Here is a 23,155-nt window from a genome sequence, read left to right on the forward strand (position 1 = left end):
GGTTTACTCCCCATCGTCCATTGCCTGAACCTGGCCTTGTTCCACGTGGAACAATTTTACCCGGTCCGGCGCTTGCCAAAATTCGCTCAAAGGCTCTGGATCTACACTGGTCATAAAAACCTGCCCAGTCAGCCCTTCCATTAACCCTCCCAACTTACGGATGTGATTGCGGTCCAGTTCGGCCGGCAAGTCATCCACCAGAAAGGTCGTGGGTCGGTTATGAACGTCTTGTAGATGAAGGCTCTGTGCCACCTTAAGCGCACAGACGACCAACTTTTGCTGACCGCGAGACAACACATCACTCGCCGCCTGGTTATTAACCTTGATGCGCATATCCGCGCGTTGTGGACCGGACTGGGTATATCCCAACTTGCAGTCCCGATCCCACTGGCTATCCAGCAATTCGACCAGTGATCGGCTTTTGTCCCAGCCACGGTAATAGTGGATGCGTAACGCCGGCAGCTCGATTAACGCATCCAGCACCTGATGAAAGCGCGGCACAAAGCCTTCCAGATACTGTTTTCGATAAGCATCCAAACGTTCGGCTGCGGCGATAAATTCACGTTGCCAGACCGCCATTTCAGACGGGTCTATTTTACCAGATCGCAGCAGTGAGTTCCGGTTTTTCAGGCTTTTCTGTGCACTCTGCCAGGCGCTGTGAAAGTCCAGATCCTGATGGAAAACGCCCCAATCGAGAAACTGGCGTCGATGACTGGGCGCGCCTTCCAGCAACAGAAAGGAATCGGCGTGAATTAACTGCAGTGGCAATCGATGAGCCAGCTCGGAAACCACTGTAACGGCTTCACCGTTCAGGCGAATGGAATGCTGTCCCTGACGCGAACGCTGTACACCAATGCGAGTACGGTCATTCAGTTCAGCAAAGACCGTCGCCTGATCTTCGGCCTCGCGAATCAAGGTTCGGGTACGGGACACTTTAAAGGAACGCGCCAAAGCCAACAGATGAATGGCTTCGAGGATGCTGGATTTGCCCGCGCCGTTATCGCCGTAAAGGACGTTAACGCCCGGGCCGGGGTAAAATTGGGTGTCAGCAATATTGCGCACACCCTGAATGGTCAGCCGATCAATCGACATCCCTGCAATGGATCCGGATTACAACCGCATCGGCATAACAACGTAGACGGATGAATCGTCGTCAAAGTCACTCAACAAAGCACTGGAGTTGGCATCAGCCAAAACAATTTTGATTTGCTCGCCGGAAGTAACGTTCAGAACGTCCAACAAGTAGGTTACGTTGAAACCGACTTCCAGTTCCGGACCCTGATAATCAATTTCCTGATTAACCTCGGCTTCTTCCTGCTCTGGGTTATTGGCTTTCACCATCAGGTTGTTATCACTGAGCAACAGACGAACACCGCGATATTTCTCGTTCGACAGAATCGCTGCACGGCTGAAGATGGAGCGCAATGACTGACGATCGCCGACGATCTCTTTATCTCCACCACGTGGCAATACGCGCTCATAATCGGGGAACTTGCCGTCAACGAGCTTGGAAGTGAACGTAAAAGCCGGGGTACGTGCACGAATATGATTAGCACCCAAGGACACATCCACGGTTGCTTCGGCTTCATCACTCATCAAACGATTCAGTTCCAAAATGCCCTTACGCGGCACGATGACTTGGCGGCGCTCTTCTAATTCCAGACCCGGCGCAGCTTTGCTGCTCATGGCCAGACGATGGCCGTCGGTTGCCACCGTTCGCACCTGGCCGCGACTTAATTCCAGCAACATGCCATTGAGGTAATAACGAACGTCCTGCTGCGCCATGGCAAAAGCGGTGGCATCGACCAGCTGTTTCATGGTCATCTGCGGCAACATAAAGTCGAGGGTGTTTTCGTCATCCTCAACATTCGGGAAATCCGACGCTGGCAAGGTCGACAAGGTAAAACGGCTGCGACCCGAAGTGACCACCACCCGATCTTCATTTTGCACCAGGGTAATGGGCGCATCGTCCGGCAGTGACCGAACAATATCGATCAACTTTCTGGCCGGCACGGTAATGGCACCATCAACGGCGCCATCGGCCAGTTCAACCCGACCGACAATTTCCACTTCCAAATCGGTCCCGGTTAAAGACAACTGACTGCCTTCAACTTCTAACAGAACATTGGAAAGCACCGGCAGTGTCTGTCGTTTTTCGACCACGCCTCCCACCAGTTGCAGTGGCTTTAACAAGGCATCGCGTGACAGCGTGAATTGAATCATGAGTCCGTTTCCATCCCTATATCAGGTGGTCAGCGTTCGTAACAGGTTATTGTAATCTTCATTGATGTCTCCGGTCGTCTCGCGCAATTCCTTAACCTTACGGCAGGCGTGCAAAACGGTCGTATGATCGCGCCCGCCGAAGGCTTCACCGATTTCCGGCAAGCTGTGCTGAGTCAGTTCTTTGGCTAACGCCATCGCAACCTGACGCGGACGGGCAATACTGCGACTGCGTCGTTTGGAATGCAGATCGGAGATTTTAATTTTGTAATATTCGGCCACGGTGCGCTGAATGTTTTCAATACTGACCTGTTTGTCCTGCAACGCCAAGAGATCCTTCAGGGATTCCTTAACGAAGGCCGTATCGATGGCCGCACCGGTAAATTGCGCATTGGCCACTACACGTTTTAACGCTCCTTCCAATTCACGAACATTGGAACGAATGCGCTGAGCAATAAAGAAGGCGGCATCGCCGGGTAACTTCACTCGTGCCTTTTCAGCCTTCTTCATCAAAATAGCGACCCGAGTTTCCAGATCGGGCGGTTCGACTGCAACCGTTAATCCCCATCCAAAACGACTCTTGAGCCGATCTTCCAGACCTTCAATTTCCTTGGGATAACGATCGCAGGTCAAAATCACCTGCTGATTGCCTTCCAACAACGCATTAAAGGTATGAAAAAATTCTTCCTGAGAGCGGTCTTTTTTGGCGAAGAACTGAATGTCATCGATCAGCAACGCATCCAGGCTGCGATAAAAACGCTTGAACTCGGCCATGGCATTGAGCTGCAACGCCTTCACCATATCAGCGACAAAACGCTCTGAATGCAGGTAGACCACCTTGGCACTCGGATTCTGTTCAACGATGTGATTACCAATGGCCTGCATCAAGTGCGTCTTACCCAGGCCCACACCACCGTATATAAAGAGTGGGTTGTAAGCACCGCCGGCGTTATCGGCAACCTGCTGGCTGGCTGCCAACGCCAATTGGTTCGACTTACCTTCAACAAAAGACGTGAAGGTAAAACTCGGATTCAGATACGACTGGAATTTGCCTTTGCCGCGTTTAGCGCCGGTTGTCTGTACCGGCTCCGGTGCCAGACGATCCGCCAGTTGCGCTGCCGGTTCTGTCGCCGGAGCCTTGGTTTCACTCACTGACGCCTCGGCATGGCTGCCATTATAAGTAGAGCCATTGGCAACGGTAGTAGATGTAGCCCGACTCGGTACCGTTGTGGTCCCGCCTTTAACCTCGACCAGCACCTGAGTATCAACAGCGCCAAACTGGGCCATCAGCTCTTCAATACGGTGCAGGTATTTGTCGCGCACCCAGTTACCCACAAAGCGGTTCGGTGCCTGCAATACCAAAGCATCACCATCAAGACGATGGCTGAGCGGACGGATCCAGGTGTTGAACTGATGCGACGGGACCTCGCCACGCAACAGATCCAGGCATTGATGCCAGGCTGACTCGGGCACGGACACTCCGAACGGGTCTGGGAAATGGCCTGCCATTCTAACTTGACCGCCGGGCCCTTGCCAGTCGTTACCGCCTCTCAGACGTAACTGCTTTTTTGGTTAAAGAATCAAAGACTTATCAGTCAACTGGCTTTGGAAAGATCTGTGGGTAAGCGGGCTCACAAGCCTGTGTGCAACCCCTGAAAAGCGGATGAACAACTCAGGCTGTGGAAAACCTGGCTGGTTATACACAGTTCGCACACCGGTCGTGCCCATTTAACTCCCGCCTTCTCAGCCTGGATATCATCGTCCTATCTTTTTGTTTTATAAGAGTTTTTTACGGTTAAGCACAGAATTTGGCCGCACTAACAATGAACAAATACATACAATCCTTTCATACATACCTTACCTAATGATCTTATTTATCTGTCTCACTCACACAGATCGACGATTGAACATAAAATGGACATTGAAGTAGAACGACAAAGCCTTTAGAATCCGCGATCCAAATTCAGGGGTCGGTGCTCTGTCTGCATCGAACCAAAGCCTTAACCGGAAGCCTCGCTTCCCAATCTTGTGGTGAGAACCCATATGAAACGTACATTTCAACCCAGCGTCCTGAAGCGCAAGCGTACTCACGGCTTCCGTGCCCGCATGGCTACCAAGAACGGTCGTAAGGTTCTGGCACGTCGTCGTGCTCGCGGACGGGCTGCTCTGACCGTCTAAGATGGTTCTAAACGGACATCCTCGTGCCCATCGTCTACTGACAGCCGGGGATTTCCGTTCGGTGTTTGACCAGGTTGATGTCAAAGCCGCCTGCCCTGAACTGTTGCTACTGGCTCGAACCAATCCCGACGCTCCTGCTCGGCTTGGTTTTATTATTTCCCGTAAGAATTGTCGTAGCGCTGTCGCCCGCAATCGCGTTAAACGCATTGCCCGCGAAATCTTCCGCACTCAGTATGCCCAATGGCCTCAGCTGGACATCATTTTGATGGCCCGGCCCGGCATTGATCAGCTCAGTAAAGAAGAACTGCACCGACTGATCACCAAACAACTGCAGCGCCTCACACGGCGTTGGCACAAAAGCCAATCCGTCGCGGCTGAATAAGCGCCTTTTGGCTGGCAAATCCCCCCTTTGACAGGTACCATTTCGGCGCTTTTTTACCCAGCCCGGTGCCAACTGCCTTCCTTTTCCAAATCTGGCTTATGTTACTGACCAGACGGCGGTTTTACGCGATTCCGGGATGAATGATCTGACTGGAAACTGATTATGGATGTGCGTCGTATCGTCCTGATCGCGGGTCTTGCCGTGGTCTCTTATATAATGATTTTGCAGTGGTCCAACGACTACTCGGATTCAGCTTCGGAACAACAGAGCGTCAGCAGTCAATCGACTGTGAGCGAAGTTCCTGCGGCTGTCGCTGATAGCAGCAGTGAAGTGCCGTCAGTATCGCAAGATGGCGCTGAGACCGCCGCAGTGGTTCAAAACGCCTCTGCCGTTAGCGGTACAGTGATCGATGTGCAAACCGATGTGTTGAATCTGCGCATTGATCTCAACGGCGGTGATATTGTCTTCGCCAGCCTGCCGAAATACCCGCAGCATGCGAATACGCCTGATCGCCCCTTCACCATTCTGGAAAACCAGCAACGTACCTACACCGCCATGAGTGGTTTGGTGGGTGAAGACGGTATCGATACCGACGGCCGTGCCAGCTATGAAGCGGCACAACAAAGCTATCGTCTGTCGGAAGACAGCGATGAGTTGGCGGTCACCCTGAGCTACGCGGCTGACAATGGTCTGGTCGTTAACAAGGTGTTCACCCTGACCCGCGGCAGCTACCTGATCAATGTTCGCTACGATCTGACCAACAACTCAGGTGAATCGCGCAGTGCCAACCTCTTTGGCCAGATTAAGCGCGACCGTTCGGATGACCCAAGCCAGGGTGGCGGCATTGGTATGGCGTCCTATCTGGGTGTGGCGACCACCACCCCGGATGATCGCTACAAGAAGATCAAGTTCGGCGATATGGAAGACGAAACCTTCCGGGTCAGCCAGGAAGGTGGTTGGATCGCCTTTCTGCAGCATTACTTCGAATCGGCCTGGATACCGGCCAGTGATCAGACCCATAACTACTACGCCCGTCAGCTGAATAACGGCCTCTACTACGCCGGGTTCCAATCGCCAATGGTCACTCTGGCCCCGGGTGAAAGTGCCTCAACCGGTGCCGATCTCTACGTGGGTCCGAAAGTTCAGGAACGTCTGGAAGCCATTTCTCCAAACCTGAATCTGACCGTCGATTACGGTTGGTTATGGTGGGCAGCCCAGCCGTTGTTCCATCTGTTGGAGCTTATGCATTCGCTGGTCGGCAACTGGGGCTGGGCGATTGTGTTGATGACGCTGACGGTCAAGATTGTGCTCTACCCGTTGACGGCTTCCAGCTATCGCTCCATGGCGAAGATGCGTAAGTTTGCGCCGAAGATGACTCAGTTGCGTGAGCAATATGGCGACGATCGTCAGCAGCTGGGTCAGGAAATGATGAAGCTGTACCGCAAAGAAAAACTGAATCCCATGGGCGGTTGTTTGCCCATTCTGATTCAGATGCCGGTCTTTATTGCGCTCTACTGGGTGCTGAAAGAATCGGTTGAGCTGCGCCAGTCGCCGTTTATTTTCTGGATCGAAGACTTGTCGATCAAAGATCCGTTCTTCGTATTGCCGCTGTTGATGGGTGCGTCCATGTTCCTGCAGATGCAAATGCAGCAGCAACCGACCATGGATCCGACCCAGGCGCGCATCATGAAGATGATGCCGGTGGTGTTCACCTTTATGTTCCTCTGGTTCCCGGCGGGTCTGACGCTGTACTGGTTCGTTAACAACGTCACCACCATCGTCCAGCAGTGGATCGTTAACCGCCAGTTTGAAAAGGCGGAAGCGAAGAAGGCTCAGTGACGACAACCACAGACACCATCTGTGCGTTAGCCACCCCGCCCGGTCGCGGCGGGGTCGGCATTATCCGGGTATCCGGACCCAGGGCCGGCGAATTATGCCGGTCGATTCTCGGGCGCGACCTGCCGCCCCGCTATGCCTACCATGGTGCTTTTTTCGATGTCGACGGCCAGGTTTTGGACGAAGGTATCGGTCTGTATTTTCCCGGCCCTAACTCCTTTACCGGCGAAGATGTGCTGGAACTCCAGGGTCATGGCGGCCCGGTTATTCTCGATCTGCTGCTGCAACGCCTGCTTGATCTGGGTGCGCGTCTGGCGCGTCCGGGTGAATTTTCCGAACGTGCTTTTTTAAACGACAAACTCGATCTGGCCCAGGCCGAGGCCATCGCCGATCTGATCGATGCCTCTTCAACCGCTGCCGCTCGTTCGGCTGTGCGCTCACTGCAAGGTGCCTTTTCGCGCGAAGTTCAGGCGCTGGTTGAGCGCTTGATTGAACTGCGTATCTACGTCGAAGCGGCCATCGATTTTCCCGAAGAAGAAATCGATTTTCTTTCCGACGGTCGCGTTCAGGCCGATCTGAACGCTGTCTCTGAACATCTGCAAGGTGTTCTTGCGACGGCTAATCAGGGCAGCCTGATGCGCGATGGCATGAGCGTGGTGATCGCCGGCCGACCCAATGCGGGTAAAAGCAGTCTGTTGAATGCGCTGGCGGGTCAGGATCGGGCTATCGTTACCGATATCGCCGGTACCACGCGCGATGTGTTGCGCGAACATATCCACATCGATGGTATGCCGTTACATATCATCGATACTGCCGGTCTGCGCGATGCGCCGGATGAGGTGGAGCGGTTAGGGGTTGAACGCGCCTGGAAAGAGATCGAACAAGCCGATCGGGTCCTGCTCATGGTCGATGCGACCGAAACGGATGCTGTGGATCCTGCTGAAATCTGGCCGGAATTCGTACATCGTTTGCCGCCTGAAGCGGCGCTGACCGTGGTGCGCAACAAGATCGATCTGAACCAGGAATCCCCAGGCTTATCCACAGCTTTGACCACACCCGTCGTGCGCTTATCGGCGCAATCGGGGCTGGGTCTCGATGCCTTGCGTGATCACCTGAAACAACTGATGGGTTACGACAGCACTCAGGAAGGCGGTTTTATTGCCCGGCGCCGCCATCTGCAAGCCCTGCATGAAGCACAGCGCTTTATTGAAACCGGCCGTGAGCAATTGGCGGGCGCAGCGGCCGGTGAATTGTTAGCCGAAGATCTGCGTCAGGCGCAGCAGGCGCTGGGCGAAATCACCGGTGAATTCAGTTCCGACGATTTGCTGGGGCGCATTTTTTCCAGTTTCTGCATTGGTAAGTAACTCGGCTTAACTGGCGCGTCGAACCTGGCTGGGCGATTTAACCGGCGGACGTTTGACTGCTGGCCAGGCAACTCTCTAGATGCTGCCAGACTTCGTCAGCGTTAATCTCGTTAATCAACTCGTGCCGACCGCCTTCGAATAAGCGGGCGCTGGCCACCTGAACGCCGGCCTTCTTTAACGCTTCAATATGACGCCGGATGCCGTGGCCCCATTCACCCAAACCATCCTCGGTACCGGACATCAGATGCACCGGTAAATCTTTGCGCCAGCTTTCGGGACGAATCGACAACATGCCGCCGATCAAATCACTCCAGAGACGCGGCGTGCACGCGAAGCCACAGTAGGCGTCATCGATGTAGGCATCGACTTGAGCGGTATCGCGGCTGAGCCAGTCGAAGTCGGTGCGGTTGGGTTTGAAGCGGCGGTTGTAGGATCCGAAATTGACGGTCTCGATAAAACCACTGGCGTTGCGAAAACCGCTCAGCAAACCGACCAAATTCACCACCTGTTTTGATGCCATCAGCATCGGCCGGTTGATGCGGTTGGTGGAGCCAAGCACCAACGCATCAAGATCGTCGCCAAATTGCTGCACGACGCACTGAGCAACAAAACTGCCCATGGAATGACCGAGCAGCGTCAATGGCAGTCCTGGTTCCAATTGCCGAGTGTAATGAATGACCTGACCAACATCGCTGACCGTTTTTTGCCAGCCATTGTGATCGGCCAGATGACCGAGATCCTCATCGGGGCAATCGTCGGAATGGCCACGCTGCTCCAAGGCGACAACCGCGACCTGATGTCCAGTCAGCCATTCGGCCAAAGGCGCATAGCGCGCGGCGTGTTCAGCCATGCCGTGGACAATAACCAAGGTTCGATCAGGCTGACGTGGTCGCCAGACTTTGATGGGAATCGAATGACCATCATCGGCTTCCAGCCATTCCTCTAAATACTGCATGGCAGCGCTCCTGCTGGTGTTTGTTTGAGCCTGGGATGGATGGTAGTCGAGGCTAGGACAGCTCGGAATCGTTACTGTCGTTTTGTTGATCCAAACGAATGGAATGCGCCTGCTGATCGACTTTGGCTTTTAAATAGGCCGCATTATGACGATTCACATAGACGCCGGTATCGACGCGATCGATCACTGCAATGCCATGCTCTTCCAACTGGCTGGCCTTGTGCGGGTTGTTCGACAGCAGGCGAATCCGGTTGATGCCCAGCGCTTCGAGCATTTCCGCCGCGGGGGTGAAATCACGCAGATCGTGGCCGAAACCGAGCATGGTGTTGGCGGTGTAGGTGTCGATGCCCTGGTCTTGTAAAGCGTAAGCATCGAGCTTGTTGTACAAACCAATGCCGCGACCTTCCTGACGCAGATACAACAAGATGCCGCCTTGCTCGGCCAGCAGCCGTTGCGCTTCTTTTAACTGTTCGCCGCAGTCGCAGCGTTGTGAGCCGAATACATCTCCGGTCAGACATTCGCTGTGCAAACGCACCAGCGGCGGTTCTTGCGAGTTCAGGTCACCATAGATGATGGCCAGATGTTCCTTGCCATCACTCAGGGTGTCGAAGGTGACGAAACGGGTAGCTACACCAGCTTCCCCGAGTGGGATACCGACGCTGGCGCGTTGTTTAACGGTCATTGTTGTCTCTAATGCGGAGGCGTGACCCCATTTATAGGGGCATGCGCTGTGAATAAAAGGTGATCTTAGTGTCTGGAATGTCGAATTGAAGGGAGTAGAGTAGAGCCATTCCAACTTGTCCAGTCAGCGAGAGGAGCCTTGCATGGCGGTCTTTGCAATTGTCGGCGCCGGTCTTGCCGGTATGACACTCGCTCGTGAATTTATCGATGCCGGTCATCATTGTCAGGTGTTTGAGAAAAGCCGTGGTATTGGCGGTCGTCTGGCGACGCGTCGCCGCGATGGCTGGCAGGTCGATCACGGTGCGCAATATTTTACCGTTCGCAATGAACAGTTTCAGCAGGTGGTCGACACCTGGTGCAAACAGGGTTGGGTTGCGCCCTGGGATGTTGAACCCTGGTTGTTAAATCGCGATGGCCTGCATGCCTCGCCCGATGAGCGGCGGCGCTATGTCGGCACACCGAGCATGAACGCCATGATTAAAGGCTTTGGTCAGGGCATCGATGTATTTACCCAGACCCGGGTCGATCGGCTCGAACGTGTTGGTGAACAGTGGCGGCTATGGGACGACGCTGGTGAACACTACGGCCAGTTTGATGCGGTGTTTTTGACCGCGCCCTTGGCGCAAAGTCTGGCCTTATTACCGGCCGGTGCGCGTGCCGAAGTGCCGCTGCGTAATGCCAGCATGAAACCCACCTGGGCGCTGGCCATGGCCTTTGATCAACCAACCGGTGTCGAGCCGGATGCTATCTTTGTCCGCGAAGGGGTTATCGACTGGGCGGCGCGCGATTCTGCCAAACCTGGCCGCGACGCTGCCATGGAAGTCTGGTTGATGCACTTTGCCTCACACTGGTCGGCCAATCATCTGGATGCCGCTGATAATCTCCTGCAGCAACAGGGGTTAACCCTGTTACGCAACCTCAGCAATTCTGACCTGCCGGAACCCAAAGATGTGTTCAAGCATCGTTGGTTGTATGCACGGTCCGGCCCGATCGAAACCCGGGTGCCACAGTGGGACGATTCGCTGAAACTGGGATTAGCCGGCGACTGGACTCTGGGCGATCGACTGGAAGATGCCTGGCTGAGTGCCAAAACCCTGGTCGCGGAAGTCCGCGCGGGTGGTCTTTAACGCCACCGATCAAAGCATCAGCAGAAGAATCAGCAAGGTCAGTAGCAGGCCCTGGATAACGCCGACAACAATATAGCTCCAGTTGTGCGGTATGCGTTTGGGCCGGTTGTCATTGTCATTCATAGAATCACCTCGGTGAGGTGGATATGCCATCCAGACTAAGCCTCGGCCTTGCAACTTGCCAGCGCCTGCCCCATCTGACCGATCACGATGGAACAAAGGATGCGCAGCAGCGTCTATTCCAACACCCTTTATCGCAACGAACCTGGCCGGGTGCCAGCGTGGAGAAGCAAGATGAGTGACCTTAAAGAACTGAAAATCGACGTGGTATCCGACGTCGTCTGCCCCTGGTGCGCCATCGGCTACAAGAATCTGGAAACTGCCGTGCAACGTCTGCAAGGCGATATCGACATCGACCTGCAATGGCACGCTTACGAACTGAACCCGGATACCCCGGCCGGTGGCAATCCGCACCGGCAGATGCTCAAAGACAAGTACGGCATGTCGGATGAGCAATACGAAACCAATCATCAGCGCATCACCGACATGGGCGCCAAGGCCGGTTTCGAATTCAACTTCCGCGATGAAATGCGCACCTCCAACACCTTCGATTGCCATCGCCTGCTGCTGTGGGCCAAAGACAGTGGTCACCAGACTGATCTGAAAATGGCGTTATTCCAGGCCTATTTCACTGACACCAAAGACGTGAATGATCGCAGCGTGATTCTCGAGGCGGTGGCACAAGCCGGTCTGGATGTCGACGCCGCCCGGGCCGTGCTGGACAGTGATCAGTACGCCGCCGAGGTACGCGCCGAAGAAGAACGCTATCAGCAGTTGGGCATTCAATCGGTGCCGACCTACATTGTGAATGATCAGTACGCCATCAGCGGTGGTCAGCCGCCGGAAGTGTTCGAGCAGGCGCTGCGTCAGATCGCCGATGAAATGAGTGCCTGAGCCGAGCCTGCTATACTGTGCGGCCTCATTGAATTGAACCGTCGATAAGGATTGCTATGGCGCTGGTATACAGCACCGAAAGTGGCCGCACCTGCCCGGATTGCGGCCAGCCGGTTGCCGATTGTCGTTGTGCTCCGGATGCACCGCCGGAAGGCGATGGCGTCGTTCGCGTATCGCGCGAAACCAAGGGCCGCAAAGGCAAGGGTGTGACGCTGATCAGCGGATTGGCGTTGCCGGAAAAAGAGCTCAAGGCGCTGGCCAAAAAGCTCAAAGCCAAGTGCGGCACCGGTGGTACGGTGAAAGATTTTGTCATCGAAATACAAGGCGATCAGCGCGATACGCTGGTGCCGGAACTGGAAAAACTCGGCTACCGCGTCAAGCGCGCCGGTGGTTGAGCGGAGCACTGTTATGGATTCCCAAACCCGAACTGAAATTGAAGCGGCCGCCTTTCGTCGCTTGCTCGACCATTTGGCCGAGCGCACCGATGTACAGAACATCGATCTGATGAATCTCGCCGGTTTCTGTCGCAACTGTCTGTCACGCTGGTACGCCGAAGCGGCCGCAGAGAAAGGCGAAAACATCGATAAAGAGGCCGCCCGGGAAATCGTCTACGGCATGCCTTACGACGCTTGGAAGGCGCAATATCAGACCGAAGCCAAGGCCGACCAAAAAGCCGCTTTTGAGCAAAACCGCCATGACTGAAACCGCTGTGCAAAGCCTGGGTTTTGACGACGCCCGCCGCTGGTTGATCGATCAACTGGCCGATGCTGACGAAGGTGCCGGTGGTCCGGTACCACCGTCCATCGAAGGCGTTGATGGCTATCTGTTTGCCATTGCCCAGGCGCCGGTGCCGGTATCGGCCAGCGAATGGGTCGGTGATCTGCTCAGTCTGTTTGGCAATGCGGTGGATAACCGCGAAGCGCTCAATGCGCTGTTGTCCTATCAGCGCCATTTGGAAAAGCGTTGTCTGCAGCAGCAGTATCCGATACCTGAACTGACCGGTCTCGATGCGGTCGATCAGATTCAACCGGGCCGGCTATTGAACGATTGGAGCCGGGGTTTCGATCTGGGTTTCGACCGCGTCGCGCCGCTGTGGCACAAGCTGATTCCCGGTGAACTGAAAGCCGAACTGGACAGCCAGTGTTTTGCACTCGGTTTCTTTGCTTCGCCCGACAAAGCGCGTGCCTTTCTGGCCAGCCGCGATTCGCAAATGCGCCCTGAACAACTGGCCGATCAAATCATCGGCCAGTTTCCCAAGGCCGTTGATCTGCACGCCCGCTTATCGATTTCCGTTGGCGACGTGGCTCAGGCAAAGCTGGAAGACCCCAAGGTCGGCCGCAACGATCCCTGTCCCTGTGGCAGCGGCAAAAAATACAAGCATTGCTGCTTGCAGTAAGTCGCTAAAGCCCGCCCAGATCGATGCTGTGAAAGCGGCGGATCAGATGATCGCGCACCATCTGTATCCGTCGCGGCAATTCCACCCGCGATGCCCACACCAACCAGATGGTGGTGTTCTCAATCTGCCAGTCGCTTAATACCGGCACCACTCGTCCGGCCTGCATGGGTTCTTTCAGTACCAGGTTCGACAGCCGGGCGATGCCCAATCCCTGTTCCACCGCCAGCAACTGCGCCTGACTCGACGGCGAGCGCCAATTGCCTTTGGGCGTGTGCTCGACGCTGTCGTTACCACGGCGAAAGCGCCAGACTTGAGGTGTGCCGGTCACACAATTAAAGCGACTGAGGTCGTTAGGATGGTGCGGAAAACCAACCCGATTCAGATATTTCGGGCTGGCACAGAGGCGATGCTCCAGCCGACCGATGCGTTCAGCAGCAACACTCAGGCCCGGGTTGTCACCACCGCGAATCACCAGATCAACGGGGTCACGATTTAAGTCGACGCGCTGGCTGGAATAGTCGAGCCGGATATCCAGATCCGGATGCGAATCGACAATCTCAGTCAGCACCTTGGCCAGATAATGTTCACCGAGCACACCACCGACCGAATTAATGCGCACCGGGCCGGACAGCCGATCGGCCATCAACTTTAGCTTATGCTCAGCGTCATCCAGTTGCTGCAAGCCAGCCTGGCTCTGGCGGCGGAAATGTTCGCCTTCGGGGGTTAAATGCTGGGTGCGTGTGGTGCGTTGCAACAGCGTCACGCCTAAGCGCTGTTCCAGTTGCATCACCAATTGACTGACGCGGCTGCGCGATAAACCCAGCTTCTGGGCCGCTGCGGTAAAGCTGCCAGCATCGCAGACGGCGAGGAAGGTTTCGATCTGGGTATAGCGGTCCATTGGTTAGCCTGAATAACGAATTCGGTTAATTTTTACTGGATTATCGTTTTGCGCAAGCCAATTACAATAGCGGCCCTCAAACAGTCTGCATTAATCATCAAGCCTCGGGAGGCGTTATGACCATTCCTGCACAACGTGAATTGGGCGGCACCGGCTACGCCGTTTCGGAAATCGGCCTGGGCTGCTGGCAACTCGGCGGCGACTGGGGTGCTTTGCCCGCCGGCCAGGCCGAGTCAGTACTTGAAGCCGCCAGTCAGGCCGGCGTGAATTTCTGGGATACCGCCGATGTCTATGGCGGTGGCGAAAGCGAACGCATCATTGGCGCCTATAACCAGGCGCATCCCGACCCACAGCGCATTATCGTTACCAAGGCCGGTCGTAATGCCGATTTGTATCCCGATGGTTATCGCCGTGACAGCTTACGCGCTTCCATCGAAGCCTCGCGCGAACGCCTGCAGGTCGAGACACTCGATCTGGTGCAACTGCACTGCATTCCGTTCGCCGAGATTCAGCGCGGTGAGGTGTTCGAATGGCTCGACGAATGCCGCCAGGATGGCTTGATTCGCTACTACGGCGCCAGCGTCGAAACCGTCGAAGAAGCGACTTACTGCCTGGAACACACCGAGGTCGCCAGTCTGCAACTTATCGTCAATCTGCTGCGCCAGGATATGACCGAAACGGTGTTACCTCTGGCGAAAGAACAGGACGTTGGTGTCATTGTGCGGCTGGGTCTGGCCAGTGGGCTGTTGTCCGGCAAGATGCAAAAAGACAAGGTGTTTGCTGCTGAAGATCACCGCAATTTTAACCGCGACGGCGCCGCCTTCTTTGTCGGTGAAACCTTTGCCGGTTTGCCGTATGAAACCGGTGTCGACCTGGCCGAGCAATTGAAAGCCTATTGCCCGCAAGGCCTCAGCCTGCCGCAACTGGCGTTGCGCTGGTTGCTCGATCAGCCCGGTGTCAGCAGCGTGATTACTGGCGCCAGCCGGCCAGAGCAGATTCGCGATAATGCGGCAGTATCCGCTTTGGCGGCGCTACCGGCCGAGTTGCATCAACAGCTGGGTGAGTTCTATCGTCAAACAGTTCGCCAGCAGATTCGCGGTGCTATTTGAATTGAAGCACTGCTTGAGTCAACCATTTTAGTTGTCGTTATCCGATGTTAAGAGGTTACTAGTATGGAATATCGTCGTTTGGGTAAGGCCGGGCTCAAAGTTTCGGCTTTGTCGTTGGGCTCCTGGGTCACCTTTGGTAAGCAGGTCGACCTCAAAGACGCCAAAACTCTGCTGAAGACGGCCTACGACGCAGGCATCAATTTCTTCGATAACGCCGAAGGCTACGAAGCCGGCGAATCGGAACGCATTATGGGCGAAGCCATCAACGCTTTGGGCTTGCCGCGCGATACCTTTGCCGTTTCTTCCAAGGTGTTCTGGGGTGGCGAAGGCGTCATGCAAAAAGGCCTGTCGGCCAAGCATGTGCGCGATGCCTGCGATGCGGCCTTGCAGCGGCTAAAAGTCGAGTATCTGGATCTGTATTTCTGCCACCGTCCGGACATCGACACGCCCATCGAAGAAACCGTTCGCGCCATGGATAACCTGGTGCGTCAGGGCAAGGTGATGTACTGGGGCACATCCGAGTGGAGCGCGCAGCAGATTACCGAAGCGCACGCCATTGCCCGTCAGGAACACCTGACGCCGCCGACCATGGAACAGCCGCAATACAACATGCTCAATCGCCACAAGGTTGAGGCGGAATTCCGGCCCTTGTATGACGGTCCGGGTCTGGGCACGACCATCTTCTCGCCGCTGGCGTCGGGCTTGCTCACCGGTAAATACCTCGATGGCATTCCCGATGGCAGCCGTCTCGATCTGCCCGGTTATGAATGGCTGCGTGATGCCTTGCTCAGCGATGCCGGCCAGCAGCGACTGGAGAAAATCCGCCAGCTAAAGCCACTGGCCGACGAACTGGATATCAGCCTGACGCATCTGGCATTGGCCTGGTGTCTAAAGAACCCGAACGTCAGCACGGTGATTCTCGGTGCTTCTCGTCTGGAGCAGCTCGAAGACAACCTGGGCGCGCTCGATGCCGTTGCAAAACTCGACATGGCGGTCATGGACCGCATCGACGCAATTTTGGATAATCGCCCGCCCGAGCCAGAACGCTTCGGCCAATAAGCCAGCGGATTCTGCTCACAGGCGCCGGCGTTCGACCGGCGCTTTTTTGTTGTAGGGCCTCGGATTTTCACACCGGGGCCGCTTGTTCAAGGAATTGCCGTGACCCTTAAGTTTTGGTTACAACCGACCATTCTTCGTCTGTTAGCGCTGTGCCTGTTGCTGGGTACCGCCGGAGCGTCGGTTTTTCCCGTACTCAGTACGCACCTGGCCAGCAATTTAGGCATTCAGCCGTTGTGGATCGGTGTGTTTTTCGGCGCCAATACGCTGGCCGGCATTGGCGTCAGCTTGTGGCTGGCGCGCCGTTCCGATGCCGGTATGAGCCGGATGCGTATTCTGGTGATTGCCGTCAGTGTTTCCATGGTTGGGTCGGTCGGTCTGGGGTATCTGCAATGGTATCCGGCCTTGCTGGTGGCAGGGATGATCTGGTTTGGTTTGTCGTCGACCGCTCAGCCGCAGTTATTTGCCTTGGCGCGTGAGCAAGTCGATGACCGTCAGGCCGCGCTGTTTCAGTCGGTGTTGCGCGCTACCATTTCGATGAGTTGGATTGCGGGTCCGCCGCTGGCCTATCTGTTGTTCGAACAGATCGGTTTTAAACACCTGATGCTGGTGACCGCGGGTTTGTTTGCGCTCTGTCTGTTGCTGTTGCCCGGTTTGAAAGACGCTCGTCTGGCGCCATCAAGCACCACTGTGTCGGTGACCGATCCGCGCATTCTGGGTTTGACGCTGATCATCGGTTGCCTGTTTGCGGCCAATTCGATGTACGTCGTTTATATGCCGATCTATGTGCGCGATGTGCTCGGTCTGCTGAGCATCGCCCCGGGCTTGTTGATGGGTCTGGCGGCCGGTTTGGAAATTCCCATTATGATCGGCGCCGGTGCCCAGTCGTATCGCTGGCCGTTGTTCAGTCCGCTGAAAGTCGCCGCCTTGTGTGGTGTTTTGTTCTACACCGGTGTCTGGTGGTTCGACAGCTTCAGCGCCATGTTGGCCTTGCAGATTTTCAATGCTGGACTGGTGGGTCTGGCTGCAGGTTTAGGCATCAGCATTTTCCAGACACTGATGAAAGATCGCCTCGGCATGGCCTCGACGCTCTATACCAACGCCATCAAAATCGGCAGTCTGGCCGGCTCCACACTCGGTGGTGTGATTGCTCAAGTGGGCGGTTTCGACTGGGTGTTTTTATGCTGCGCGCTGCTGTCTTTAGTCGCCTTTGTTTTGGTTTACTGGGTTTCTTCTAAACCACAATAGGACAGATGTGACACCTCGGGTTTGCGGCTTTTTGAAATTGATGGTTATCTGAGCGGGCGCGATGTCTGGAAGAGAAATTGATCTTCCTGTTTGCAGTACGCCCTCTCTGTTCTCTCTTCTGCAGCGGACTTGTCAATCTTTCCTGGAATCGCCTTTTCCGTTCCCACTAAAGGATTTAGTCCATGCAGAAGTTGCATATTGTAGTTGCATGTTTGGTAGGTGGACTGGCGTTGGCCGGCTGTAATCCAGACGAAGGCGACAAAGACCCAAAACCTAGAATTACCGATGTTGGTACGACCATTCGGACAAATGGTGATGCTTTTAGCACATCCGCATCAATCACCGTTCGTTATGTGGCGGAAATTAAAGATGCCCAGGGAGATGATGACATCGTATTGGCGGAGATCACCTATCCAGAAGGTGGTAAAGACATCATCCATGATACTCGGGCGGGTGCGAGTAAAGATAAATTGTACGATGGTCTACTCGGATCTAGCTTCTTCTATTCTGGTTCTACGCCGGATCAGACGGGTATTGGCAGCGTGACCCTGCGAGTTGTCGATTCTGATGGACATGAAGCGACACAGACTTTTAGCACCAGTTTGCTTGAGCCAGATGAGAGCAATGGGAAGGAATTTGTGTATTCTTCGGAATTTTCAGGAGATGTTACAAACGGGTACCCTGGCTTAGCGGTGGCTGAATTTGAAGATCCAGTAGGAGAAATAAACAATTCGAATCAGACGATTACAGTTGATTTTTCAATCAATGATGATCGTGTGAAATCGCTATACATCTACTTCTGCAGCAGCTTTGACAATGAGATATCCGGCTTGGTAGAGCTAAAAGCTGGTACTGATTTCGCTAACGACGGTACGGTTAACAATAAATCGTACCGTTGGAGTGATATTGAAAGCTATGAAAGTTTTAACCAGTTCAATAGCGCATTTTCCGGTGTTCAAATATACGCGATGAGCAGCAAGTTAAGTGACGATGGCGCTTTGGCAGAGCAACCAGTCTTCTCTTCAATAACAGAATGTGCTGAACTTGACTGAGTTCACCAAGCTTTGATGAGAAATGCACCCAATCTTTAGTAATAGCCAATCGGCCAGCAAGGCGGTGATATGATCAACACCGCCCTCCTGGCTGCCTTTATCCCCACCTTCCTCTTTGTCTCCCTGACGCCCGGCATGTGCATGACGCTGTCGATGAGTCTGGGCATCACCATTGGTATTCGTCGTACCTTTTGGATGATGGCTGGCGAGTTAGTGGGCGTGGCTTTGGTTGCCGTTTGTGCGGTGGTTGGGGTGGCGGCGATCATGTTGGGTTCGCCGCAGATTTTTATTGCCTTTAAATGGGCCGGTGGCGCTTATTTGCTGTGGCTGGGCATACAGATGTGGCGTTCGCGCGGCAAGCTGGCGATTCCTGAAACCGGCGACTCCGCGCACGTCAAAGCCAGTCCGCTGCAACTGGCGACCCAGGGCTTTGTCACTGCCGTGGCGAACCCCAAAGGTTGGGCGTTTTTTATGGTGCTGCTGCCGCCGTTTCTGGACGATAGCCGTCCTTTGGCGCCGCAATTGGCGGTGCTGATCGCGATGATTCTGATGATCGAGTGGCTGTCGCTGATTCTCTACGCCAGTGGCGGTAAAACGCTGAGCAAATTGCTGGCGCGTGGTTCCAACGTGCGTCGAATTAACCGCGTCGCCGGCACCTTGATGATGGGCGTCGGCGTCTGGTTGGCGCTGGGTTGATTCCCGTTAAGAATTCAACATCGCTCTAAGGTTGGCGATGGAGCGGCTGCCCTGTTCGCGGGTGGCTGCCGGGTCGGCGTCTTCGCGGCCGTCCCACTGCAAGTCATCTTGCGGCAGCTCATCGAGAAAACGACTCGGTGTACAGTCGACAATTTCGCCAAACTGTTTGCGCTTGGCGGCGTAGGTGAGCGTTAAGGTGCGCTGAGCGCGGGTGATGCCCACGTACATCAGGCGGCGTTCTTCTTCGATGTCACCGCTTTCAATCGAGTTGCGGTGCGGCAGCAGTTCTTCTTCCAATCCCATGACAAAGACGTGCGGGAACTCCAGGCCTTTGGAGGCGTGCAGCGTCATCAGCTGGACGGCGTCGGTGTCGTCCTCTTCTTCCTGACGATCCATGATGTCGCGCAGCACCAGCTTGCCGATGGCGTCCTGCACCTGGATATCGGAATCGTCGTCTTCGTCGCCGCGTTCGAGCATGGCTTGCAGGCTGTCGATCAGGATGTGCACGTTGGCCAAACGTTTTTCTGCCTGGCGGTCAGTGTCGCTGTCTTGCCGTAACCAGGCTTCGTAGTTGATGTCGGTGATCATCTCGCGGATCACCATCACCGGGTCGTCTTCGGTGTGCAGTTTTTTAATAGTGCGATCGAGCCAGGTGCTGAAACGCTCCAGACGTTCGCCGGCTTTGGCGGGCAGGTGTTCATGCAGCCCCATTTCCTGACAGGCCGCGCTTAGGCTGACGCTGCGCTGGCCGGCATATTCGTTGAGTTTTTCCAGCGTTGCCGGACCGATTTCACGGCGCGGTGTGTTGATGATGCGCAGGAAGGCGGCGTCGTCATCCGGGTTTACCAGCAGACGCAGATAGCTCATCACGTCCTTGATTTCCGCCTTGGCGAAGAAGGAGGTGCCGCCGGTCATCTTGTAGGGAATGCGGTTCTGCTGCAGTTTGATTTCCAGCACCCGGGCCTGGAAGTTACCGCGATAGAGCACGGCGAAATCTTTGTACTGACCGCGCCGCACCAGATGCTGATGCAGAATTTCGTTGGCGATGCGTTCGGCTTCGGCTTCATCGTTGGGCGTGCGGATGATGCGAATCGGGTCGCCAAAACCCATTTCACTCCACAGCGTCTTGGTGAAGACGTGTGGGTTGTTGTCGATGACGGTGTTGGCGGCTTTCAGAATCAGCCCGGTGGAGCGGTAGTTCTGTTCCAGTTTGACCATCTTCAGGCCGGGGAAGTCGTCCTGTAATTGCACCAGGTTTTCCGGTCGGGCACCGCGCCAGGAATAGATTGACTGATCGTCATCGCCGACCACGGTAAAACGCGGTTGATCGCCGACCAACATTTTCACCAACTGATACTGGGAGATGTTGGTGTCCTGATATTCGTCGACCAGCAGATAACGAATGCGCCGGTTCCAGCGCGCCAGCACTTCGGGATGATCGCGGAACAGCACGGTGGGCAGCCGGATCAGGTCGTCGAAGTCGGTGGCGTTGTAGGCGCTCAGCATGCGCAGATATTGATCGTAAATTTCCACCGCCAGCGAATGGCGGGCGTCTTCCATCTTGCCGCGCAGGTCGTCTGGCTCAGCCAGATCGTTCTTCCACAGGCTGATCATATTGCGGAAGAAATCGACATCGTCGACGGCGTTGGGCACTTCGCGCAGTACGATGTCTTTAATCAGCGCCTTGGTGTCGTGGTCATCAAATAATGTGAAGCCGGGTTTCAGACCCAGATGCGAGCCATCGCGGCGCAGAATATTCAGCCCCAGGGTATGGAAGGTCGAGACGATCAAACCGTGGCCCGCCTTGCCTTTCACCAGCTTGCTGACGCGCGACTTCATTTCCCGCGCCGCCTTATTGGTAAAGGTCACCGCAGCAATGTTGTGCGCCTTGTAGCCACACTCGTTGATCAGATAGGCAATTTTCTGGGTGATCACCGACGTCTTGCCACTACCAGCCCCGGCCAATACCAGCATCGGACCACTGATGTAGTGCACCGATTCGCTTTGTCGGGGGTTCAATTGGGCCATGCGGCGGAGATCCTGTGGAGGCGGGTTTGGAGAGCGCTAGTTTAACAGTGCGCCCGGATGGCCCCAAGCACAAAGCGGGGTTAGGCCCTGACTTCGGTGCTTGGCTCTATTGTTTTTTGACAACTAAGTCGTTTCAATCGGAACCACGTCTCGTTGCAGCCGTTTTAGCCACGACAAACAATAAAGGATCGAGCATGGATCGTTATGCGGTACTGGGTCACCCCATCAAGCACAGCCTGTCACCCGATATTCACACCGCCTTTGCTCGACAAACCGGGCAGGCTATTGAATACCACGCTATAGAGCTGCCGGTGACCAGTTTTGAAACCCGCGTCTGGCAGCTTTTTAAAGACGGTTATAAAGGTTTTAACGTCACCGTTCCGTTCAAAGAAGACGCCCATGATTTCGCCGATGTATTGACAGAACGAGCCAAGCGGGCCGGCTCAGTCAATACTTTGACACACACTGAAGACGGCCGTATTCTGGGCGACAATTCGGACGGCGCCGGCCTGGTGTTCGATTTGATTGAGCAACTGGGTTGGACATTAACAGGCAAAAATCTGCTCATTCTGGGCGCTGGTGGTGCTGTCCGGGGCGTGTTGGAACCACTGCTGGCATGCAGTCCCGCCCAGTTGGTATTGGCGAACCGAACCCTGGCAAAAGCCGAAGCGCTAAGCGAAGATTTTCCTGAAGTCTCACCGGTGGCGTTCGAAGAAATCAGTGGCCAATTCGACCTTGTTATTAACGGCACCTCAGCAAGTTTATCCGGCCATTTACCGCCTCTGCCGCCAGGGCTTTTGAATGCCGAAACCCGCTGTTACGACATGATGTATGGCAAGGACGAGACGGTCTTTAATCGTTGGGCACGTTCTCAGGGCGTCATTCACTGTGCCGATGGACTGGGTATGTTAGTGGGTCAGGCCGCAGTGAGTTTTGAAATTTGGCGCGGGGTTCGTCCAGACCCAATGCCAGTGCTGCAAGGATTGCGCGAGCAACTGTAATTAGATGAAGCAAATTTTTGTATTGTTAAGCCTCGCCATGTTGTCGTTTTGGGCCCAAGCCAACGATACCTTTTACTCTATTGCCGGCACCACGCCCGTCACTCAGTTCGACCGCGCCGGCGCCCGTTTCTACGTACACCGCGACCTCGGCCGGCATCTTGCCGTTGCCGGTGGTTATGCTCAATCGGAGCCGCAGCTCGGTGTCAGCCAGGGCAGTTTTATCACTCGTTTTTCCATGCCGTTCCAAACTTCAATTAACGAGCGTGTTTATCCTTTTGCGGGTTTGGATCAGCAACTGGAAGCCGATGCGATTGAGCCCGCGGCCTTTGTGGGTGTAGGCATTGAGCAGCAATGGATTGATCAATGGGGTGGCCTGTTCGAAATGCGTTACCAGACCGGGCGCGAAGAGGAGTTTCACCTGCAGATGGGCGTTCGATTCTGGCCCGGACGCGCTAAACAACTGGATGCGCGCGTTCGCCGCAGTGACCCGGATATCGCCCGGAACGATGCTGAATTTGAAGGTCAAATCGAACTGTCAGAAGCGCAGCAGCGCCAGGCTGAACCACCGCCAGAATCGAAGGTTCAACCCCAACCCAGAGTTCAACCGGTACCTCAGGCGCAACCTGATCAATTCCTGGATGGTTTGATGAGCCAGGCCAAACGCGATTTACCGGATGGCGTTTATGTGCACCTCGGTTTTTTCCGTCAAGTACATACCATTCAACAGTATCGAACTCTGGTCACTGACTACGTTTGGGGCGACGATCTTTTGGTGCACTATGATCAGCGCCTGAACGGATTCCGGGTGTTGATTGGTCCCTATACCGAAGCCGATGCCCGAGCCCGTCGGCGAGACATTCTCGAACACGGTATGGATGCGTTTATCTATTGGGTGCCAGAGCAGTAAAAAGAAACAACTGACATGGCCGCGATACCAGGCGTAAACCTGCTCGGTATCGCGGCCATTTTTTTAG

At 55.0% G+C, this 23,155-nt stretch carries 22 protein-coding genes and 2 pseudogenes; 17 read left to right on the plus strand and 7 right to left on the minus strand.

Annotated features, from left to right (window positions below):
• Window positions 1-3: 3 nt before the first annotated feature.
• The 3 genes from recF to dnaA are packed head-to-tail and all read right to left on the minus strand — an operon-like array spanning window position 4 to window position 3,693.
• Window positions 4-1,092: a DNA replication/repair protein RecF gene (gene recF / locus ABMA60_RS01405; protein WP_392797616.1), complete on the minus strand. Its 1,089-nt coding sequence runs from the start codon at window positions 1,090-1,092 to the stop codon at window positions 4-6.
• An 18-nt stretch (window positions 1,093-1,110) separates the two neighbouring features.
• Window positions 1,111-2,220 carry a DNA polymerase III subunit beta gene (gene dnaN / locus ABMA60_RS01410; protein WP_392800395.1) on the minus strand — a complete coding sequence of 370 codons (1,110 nt, stop codon included), beginning with the start codon at window positions 2,218-2,220 and terminating at the stop codon, window positions 1,111-1,113.
• A gap of 24 nt (window positions 2,221-2,244) precedes the next feature.
• On the minus strand, window positions 2,245-3,693 hold the full coding sequence (dnaA, locus tag ABMA60_RS01415; RefSeq protein WP_392797619.1) for a chromosomal replication initiator protein DnaA: 1,449 nt from the start codon (window positions 3,691-3,693) through the stop codon (window positions 2,245-2,247).
• Between the two features lie 570 nt (window positions 3,694-4,263).
• Between dnaA and rpmH the strand changes: the two genes are divergently transcribed.
• The 4 genes from rpmH (at window position 4,264) to mnmE (ending at window position 7,980) form a co-directional block, all read left to right on the plus strand.
• A complete protein-coding gene (gene rpmH, locus ABMA60_RS01420; RefSeq protein ID WP_108126598.1) occupies window positions 4,264-4,398 on the plus strand; it encodes a 50S ribosomal protein L34 in 135 nt (44 codons plus the stop codon).
• A gap of 1 nt (window position 4,399) precedes the next feature.
• Window positions 4,400-4,780 carry a ribonuclease P protein component gene (gene rnpA / locus ABMA60_RS01425; protein ID WP_392797622.1) on the plus strand — a complete coding sequence of 127 codons (381 nt, stop codon included), beginning with the start codon at window positions 4,400-4,402 and terminating at the stop codon, window positions 4,778-4,780.
• Between the two features lie 162 nt (window positions 4,781-4,942).
• Complete coding sequence (gene yidC / locus ABMA60_RS01430; RefSeq protein ID WP_392797624.1) at window positions 4,943-6,619, plus strand: membrane protein insertase YidC; 1,677 nt, start codon at window positions 4,943-4,945, stop codon at window positions 6,617-6,619.
• Window positions 6,616-7,980 (plus strand): tRNA uridine-5-carboxymethylaminomethyl(34) synthesis GTPase MnmE, encoded by a 1,365-nt coding sequence (gene mnmE, locus ABMA60_RS01435; RefSeq protein WP_392797625.1) that lies wholly within the window; start codon window positions 6,616-6,618, stop codon window positions 7,978-7,980. The genes yidC and mnmE overlap by 4 nt, the downstream gene beginning before the upstream one ends.
• A 37-nt stretch (window positions 7,981-8,017) precedes the next feature.
• Here mnmE and ABMA60_RS01440 read toward each other — a convergent pair whose 3' ends face one another.
• Window positions 8,018-8,935 (minus strand): alpha/beta fold hydrolase, encoded by a 918-nt coding sequence (locus tag ABMA60_RS01440; RefSeq protein WP_392797626.1) that lies wholly within the window; start codon window positions 8,933-8,935, stop codon window positions 8,018-8,020.
• Window positions 8,936-8,987: 52 nt separating this feature from the next.
• Window positions 8,988-9,617, minus strand: a complete 630-nt coding sequence (gene ribA, locus ABMA60_RS01445) for a GTP cyclohydrolase II (protein WP_392797628.1) — start codon at window positions 9,615-9,617, stop codon at window positions 8,988-8,990.
• Between the two features lie 142 nt (window positions 9,618-9,759).
• Here ribA and ABMA60_RS01450 point away from each other — a divergent pair, with 142 nt between their 5' ends.
• The 6 genes and pseudogenes from ABMA60_RS01450 to ABMA60_RS01475 form a co-directional block, all read left to right on the plus strand.
• Complete coding sequence (locus tag ABMA60_RS01450; RefSeq protein WP_392797630.1) at window positions 9,760-10,743, plus strand: NAD(P)/FAD-dependent oxidoreductase; 984 nt, start codon at window positions 9,760-9,762, stop codon at window positions 10,741-10,743.
• A gap of 294 nt (window positions 10,744-11,037) precedes the next feature.
• Window positions 11,038-11,697, plus strand: a complete 660-nt coding sequence (locus tag ABMA60_RS01455) for a DsbA family oxidoreductase (protein ID WP_392797632.1) — start codon at window positions 11,038-11,040, stop codon at window positions 11,695-11,697.
• A gap of 56 nt (window positions 11,698-11,753) precedes the next feature.
• Window positions 11,754-12,092, plus strand: coding sequence for a translation initiation factor Sui1 (locus ABMA60_RS01460; RefSeq protein WP_392797634.1), 339 nt, complete (start codon window positions 11,754-11,756; stop codon window positions 12,090-12,092).
• 13 nt (window positions 12,093-12,105) lie between these two features.
• Entirely contained in the window at window positions 12,106-12,399 is a 294-nt protein-coding gene (locus ABMA60_RS01465) for a DUF1244 domain-containing protein (RefSeq protein ID WP_392797636.1), read from the plus strand.
• Window positions 12,392-12,823: pseudogene (locus tag ABMA60_RS01470) on the plus strand (UPF0149 family protein); the annotation flags it as partial. The gene ABMA60_RS01465 and the pseudogene ABMA60_RS01470, both read left to right, overlap by 8 nt.
• 192 nt (window positions 12,824-13,015) lie before the next feature.
• Window positions 13,016-13,093, plus strand: a pseudogene (locus ABMA60_RS01475) (SEC-C metal-binding domain-containing protein); the annotation flags it as partial.
• 4 nt (window positions 13,094-13,097) lie between these two features.
• Here ABMA60_RS01475 and ABMA60_RS01480 read toward each other — a convergent pair.
• Window positions 13,098-13,991, minus strand: a complete 894-nt coding sequence (locus ABMA60_RS01480) for a LysR family transcriptional regulator (protein WP_392797638.1) — start codon at window positions 13,989-13,991, stop codon at window positions 13,098-13,100.
• Between the two features lie 116 nt (window positions 13,992-14,107).
• On the opposite strand from ABMA60_RS01480, the gene ABMA60_RS01485 reads away from it, so the two are divergent.
• From ABMA60_RS01485 to ABMA60_RS01505, 5 genes are all read left to right on the plus strand, one after another.
• Entirely contained in the window at window positions 14,108-15,100 is a 993-nt protein-coding gene (locus tag ABMA60_RS01485; RefSeq protein ID WP_392797640.1) for an aldo/keto reductase, read from the plus strand.
• A 63-nt stretch (window positions 15,101-15,163) separates the two neighbouring features.
• Window positions 15,164-16,159 (plus strand): potassium channel beta subunit family protein, encoded by a 996-nt coding sequence (locus ABMA60_RS01490; protein ID WP_392797643.1) that lies wholly within the window; start codon window positions 15,164-15,166, stop codon window positions 16,157-16,159.
• Window positions 16,160-16,258: 99 nt separating this feature from the next.
• Entirely contained in the window at window positions 16,259-17,404 is a 1,146-nt protein-coding gene (locus tag ABMA60_RS01495; RefSeq protein WP_392797646.1) for a sugar efflux transporter, read from the plus strand.
• A 182-nt stretch (window positions 17,405-17,586) separates the two neighbouring features.
• Window positions 17,587-18,456 carry a hypothetical protein gene (locus ABMA60_RS01500; RefSeq protein ID WP_392797648.1) on the plus strand — a complete coding sequence of 290 codons (870 nt, stop codon included), beginning with the start codon at window positions 17,587-17,589 and terminating at the stop codon, window positions 18,454-18,456.
• 69 nt (window positions 18,457-18,525) lie between these two features.
• The gene (locus ABMA60_RS01505) at window positions 18,526-19,152 is read left to right on the plus strand and encodes a LysE family translocator (protein WP_392797651.1); all 627 of its coding nucleotides are present in this window, start codon (window positions 18,526-18,528) and stop codon (window positions 19,150-19,152) included.
• A gap of 6 nt (window positions 19,153-19,158) precedes the next feature.
• Here the strand turns inward: ABMA60_RS01505 and rep are convergent, their stop codons facing one another.
• Window positions 19,159-21,180 (minus strand): DNA helicase Rep, encoded by a 2,022-nt coding sequence (rep, locus tag ABMA60_RS01510; RefSeq protein ID WP_392797654.1) that lies wholly within the window; start codon window positions 21,178-21,180, stop codon window positions 19,159-19,161.
• 194 nt (window positions 21,181-21,374) lie between these two features.
• Between rep and aroE the strand changes: the two genes are divergently transcribed.
• Entirely contained in the window at window positions 21,375-22,181 is an 807-nt protein-coding gene (gene aroE, locus ABMA60_RS01515; RefSeq protein ID WP_392797657.1) for a shikimate dehydrogenase, read from the plus strand.
• 4 nt (window positions 22,182-22,185) lie between these two features.
• Complete coding sequence (locus ABMA60_RS01520; protein WP_392797660.1) at window positions 22,186-23,088, plus strand: hypothetical protein; 903 nt, start codon at window positions 22,186-22,188, stop codon at window positions 23,086-23,088.
• Window positions 23,089-23,155 lie beyond the last annotated feature (67 nt).

The organism is Saccharospirillum sp. HFRX-2 (assembly GCF_043196805.1).
Taxonomy (GTDB): Bacteria; Pseudomonadota; Gammaproteobacteria; order Pseudomonadales; family Natronospirillaceae; genus Saccharospirillum.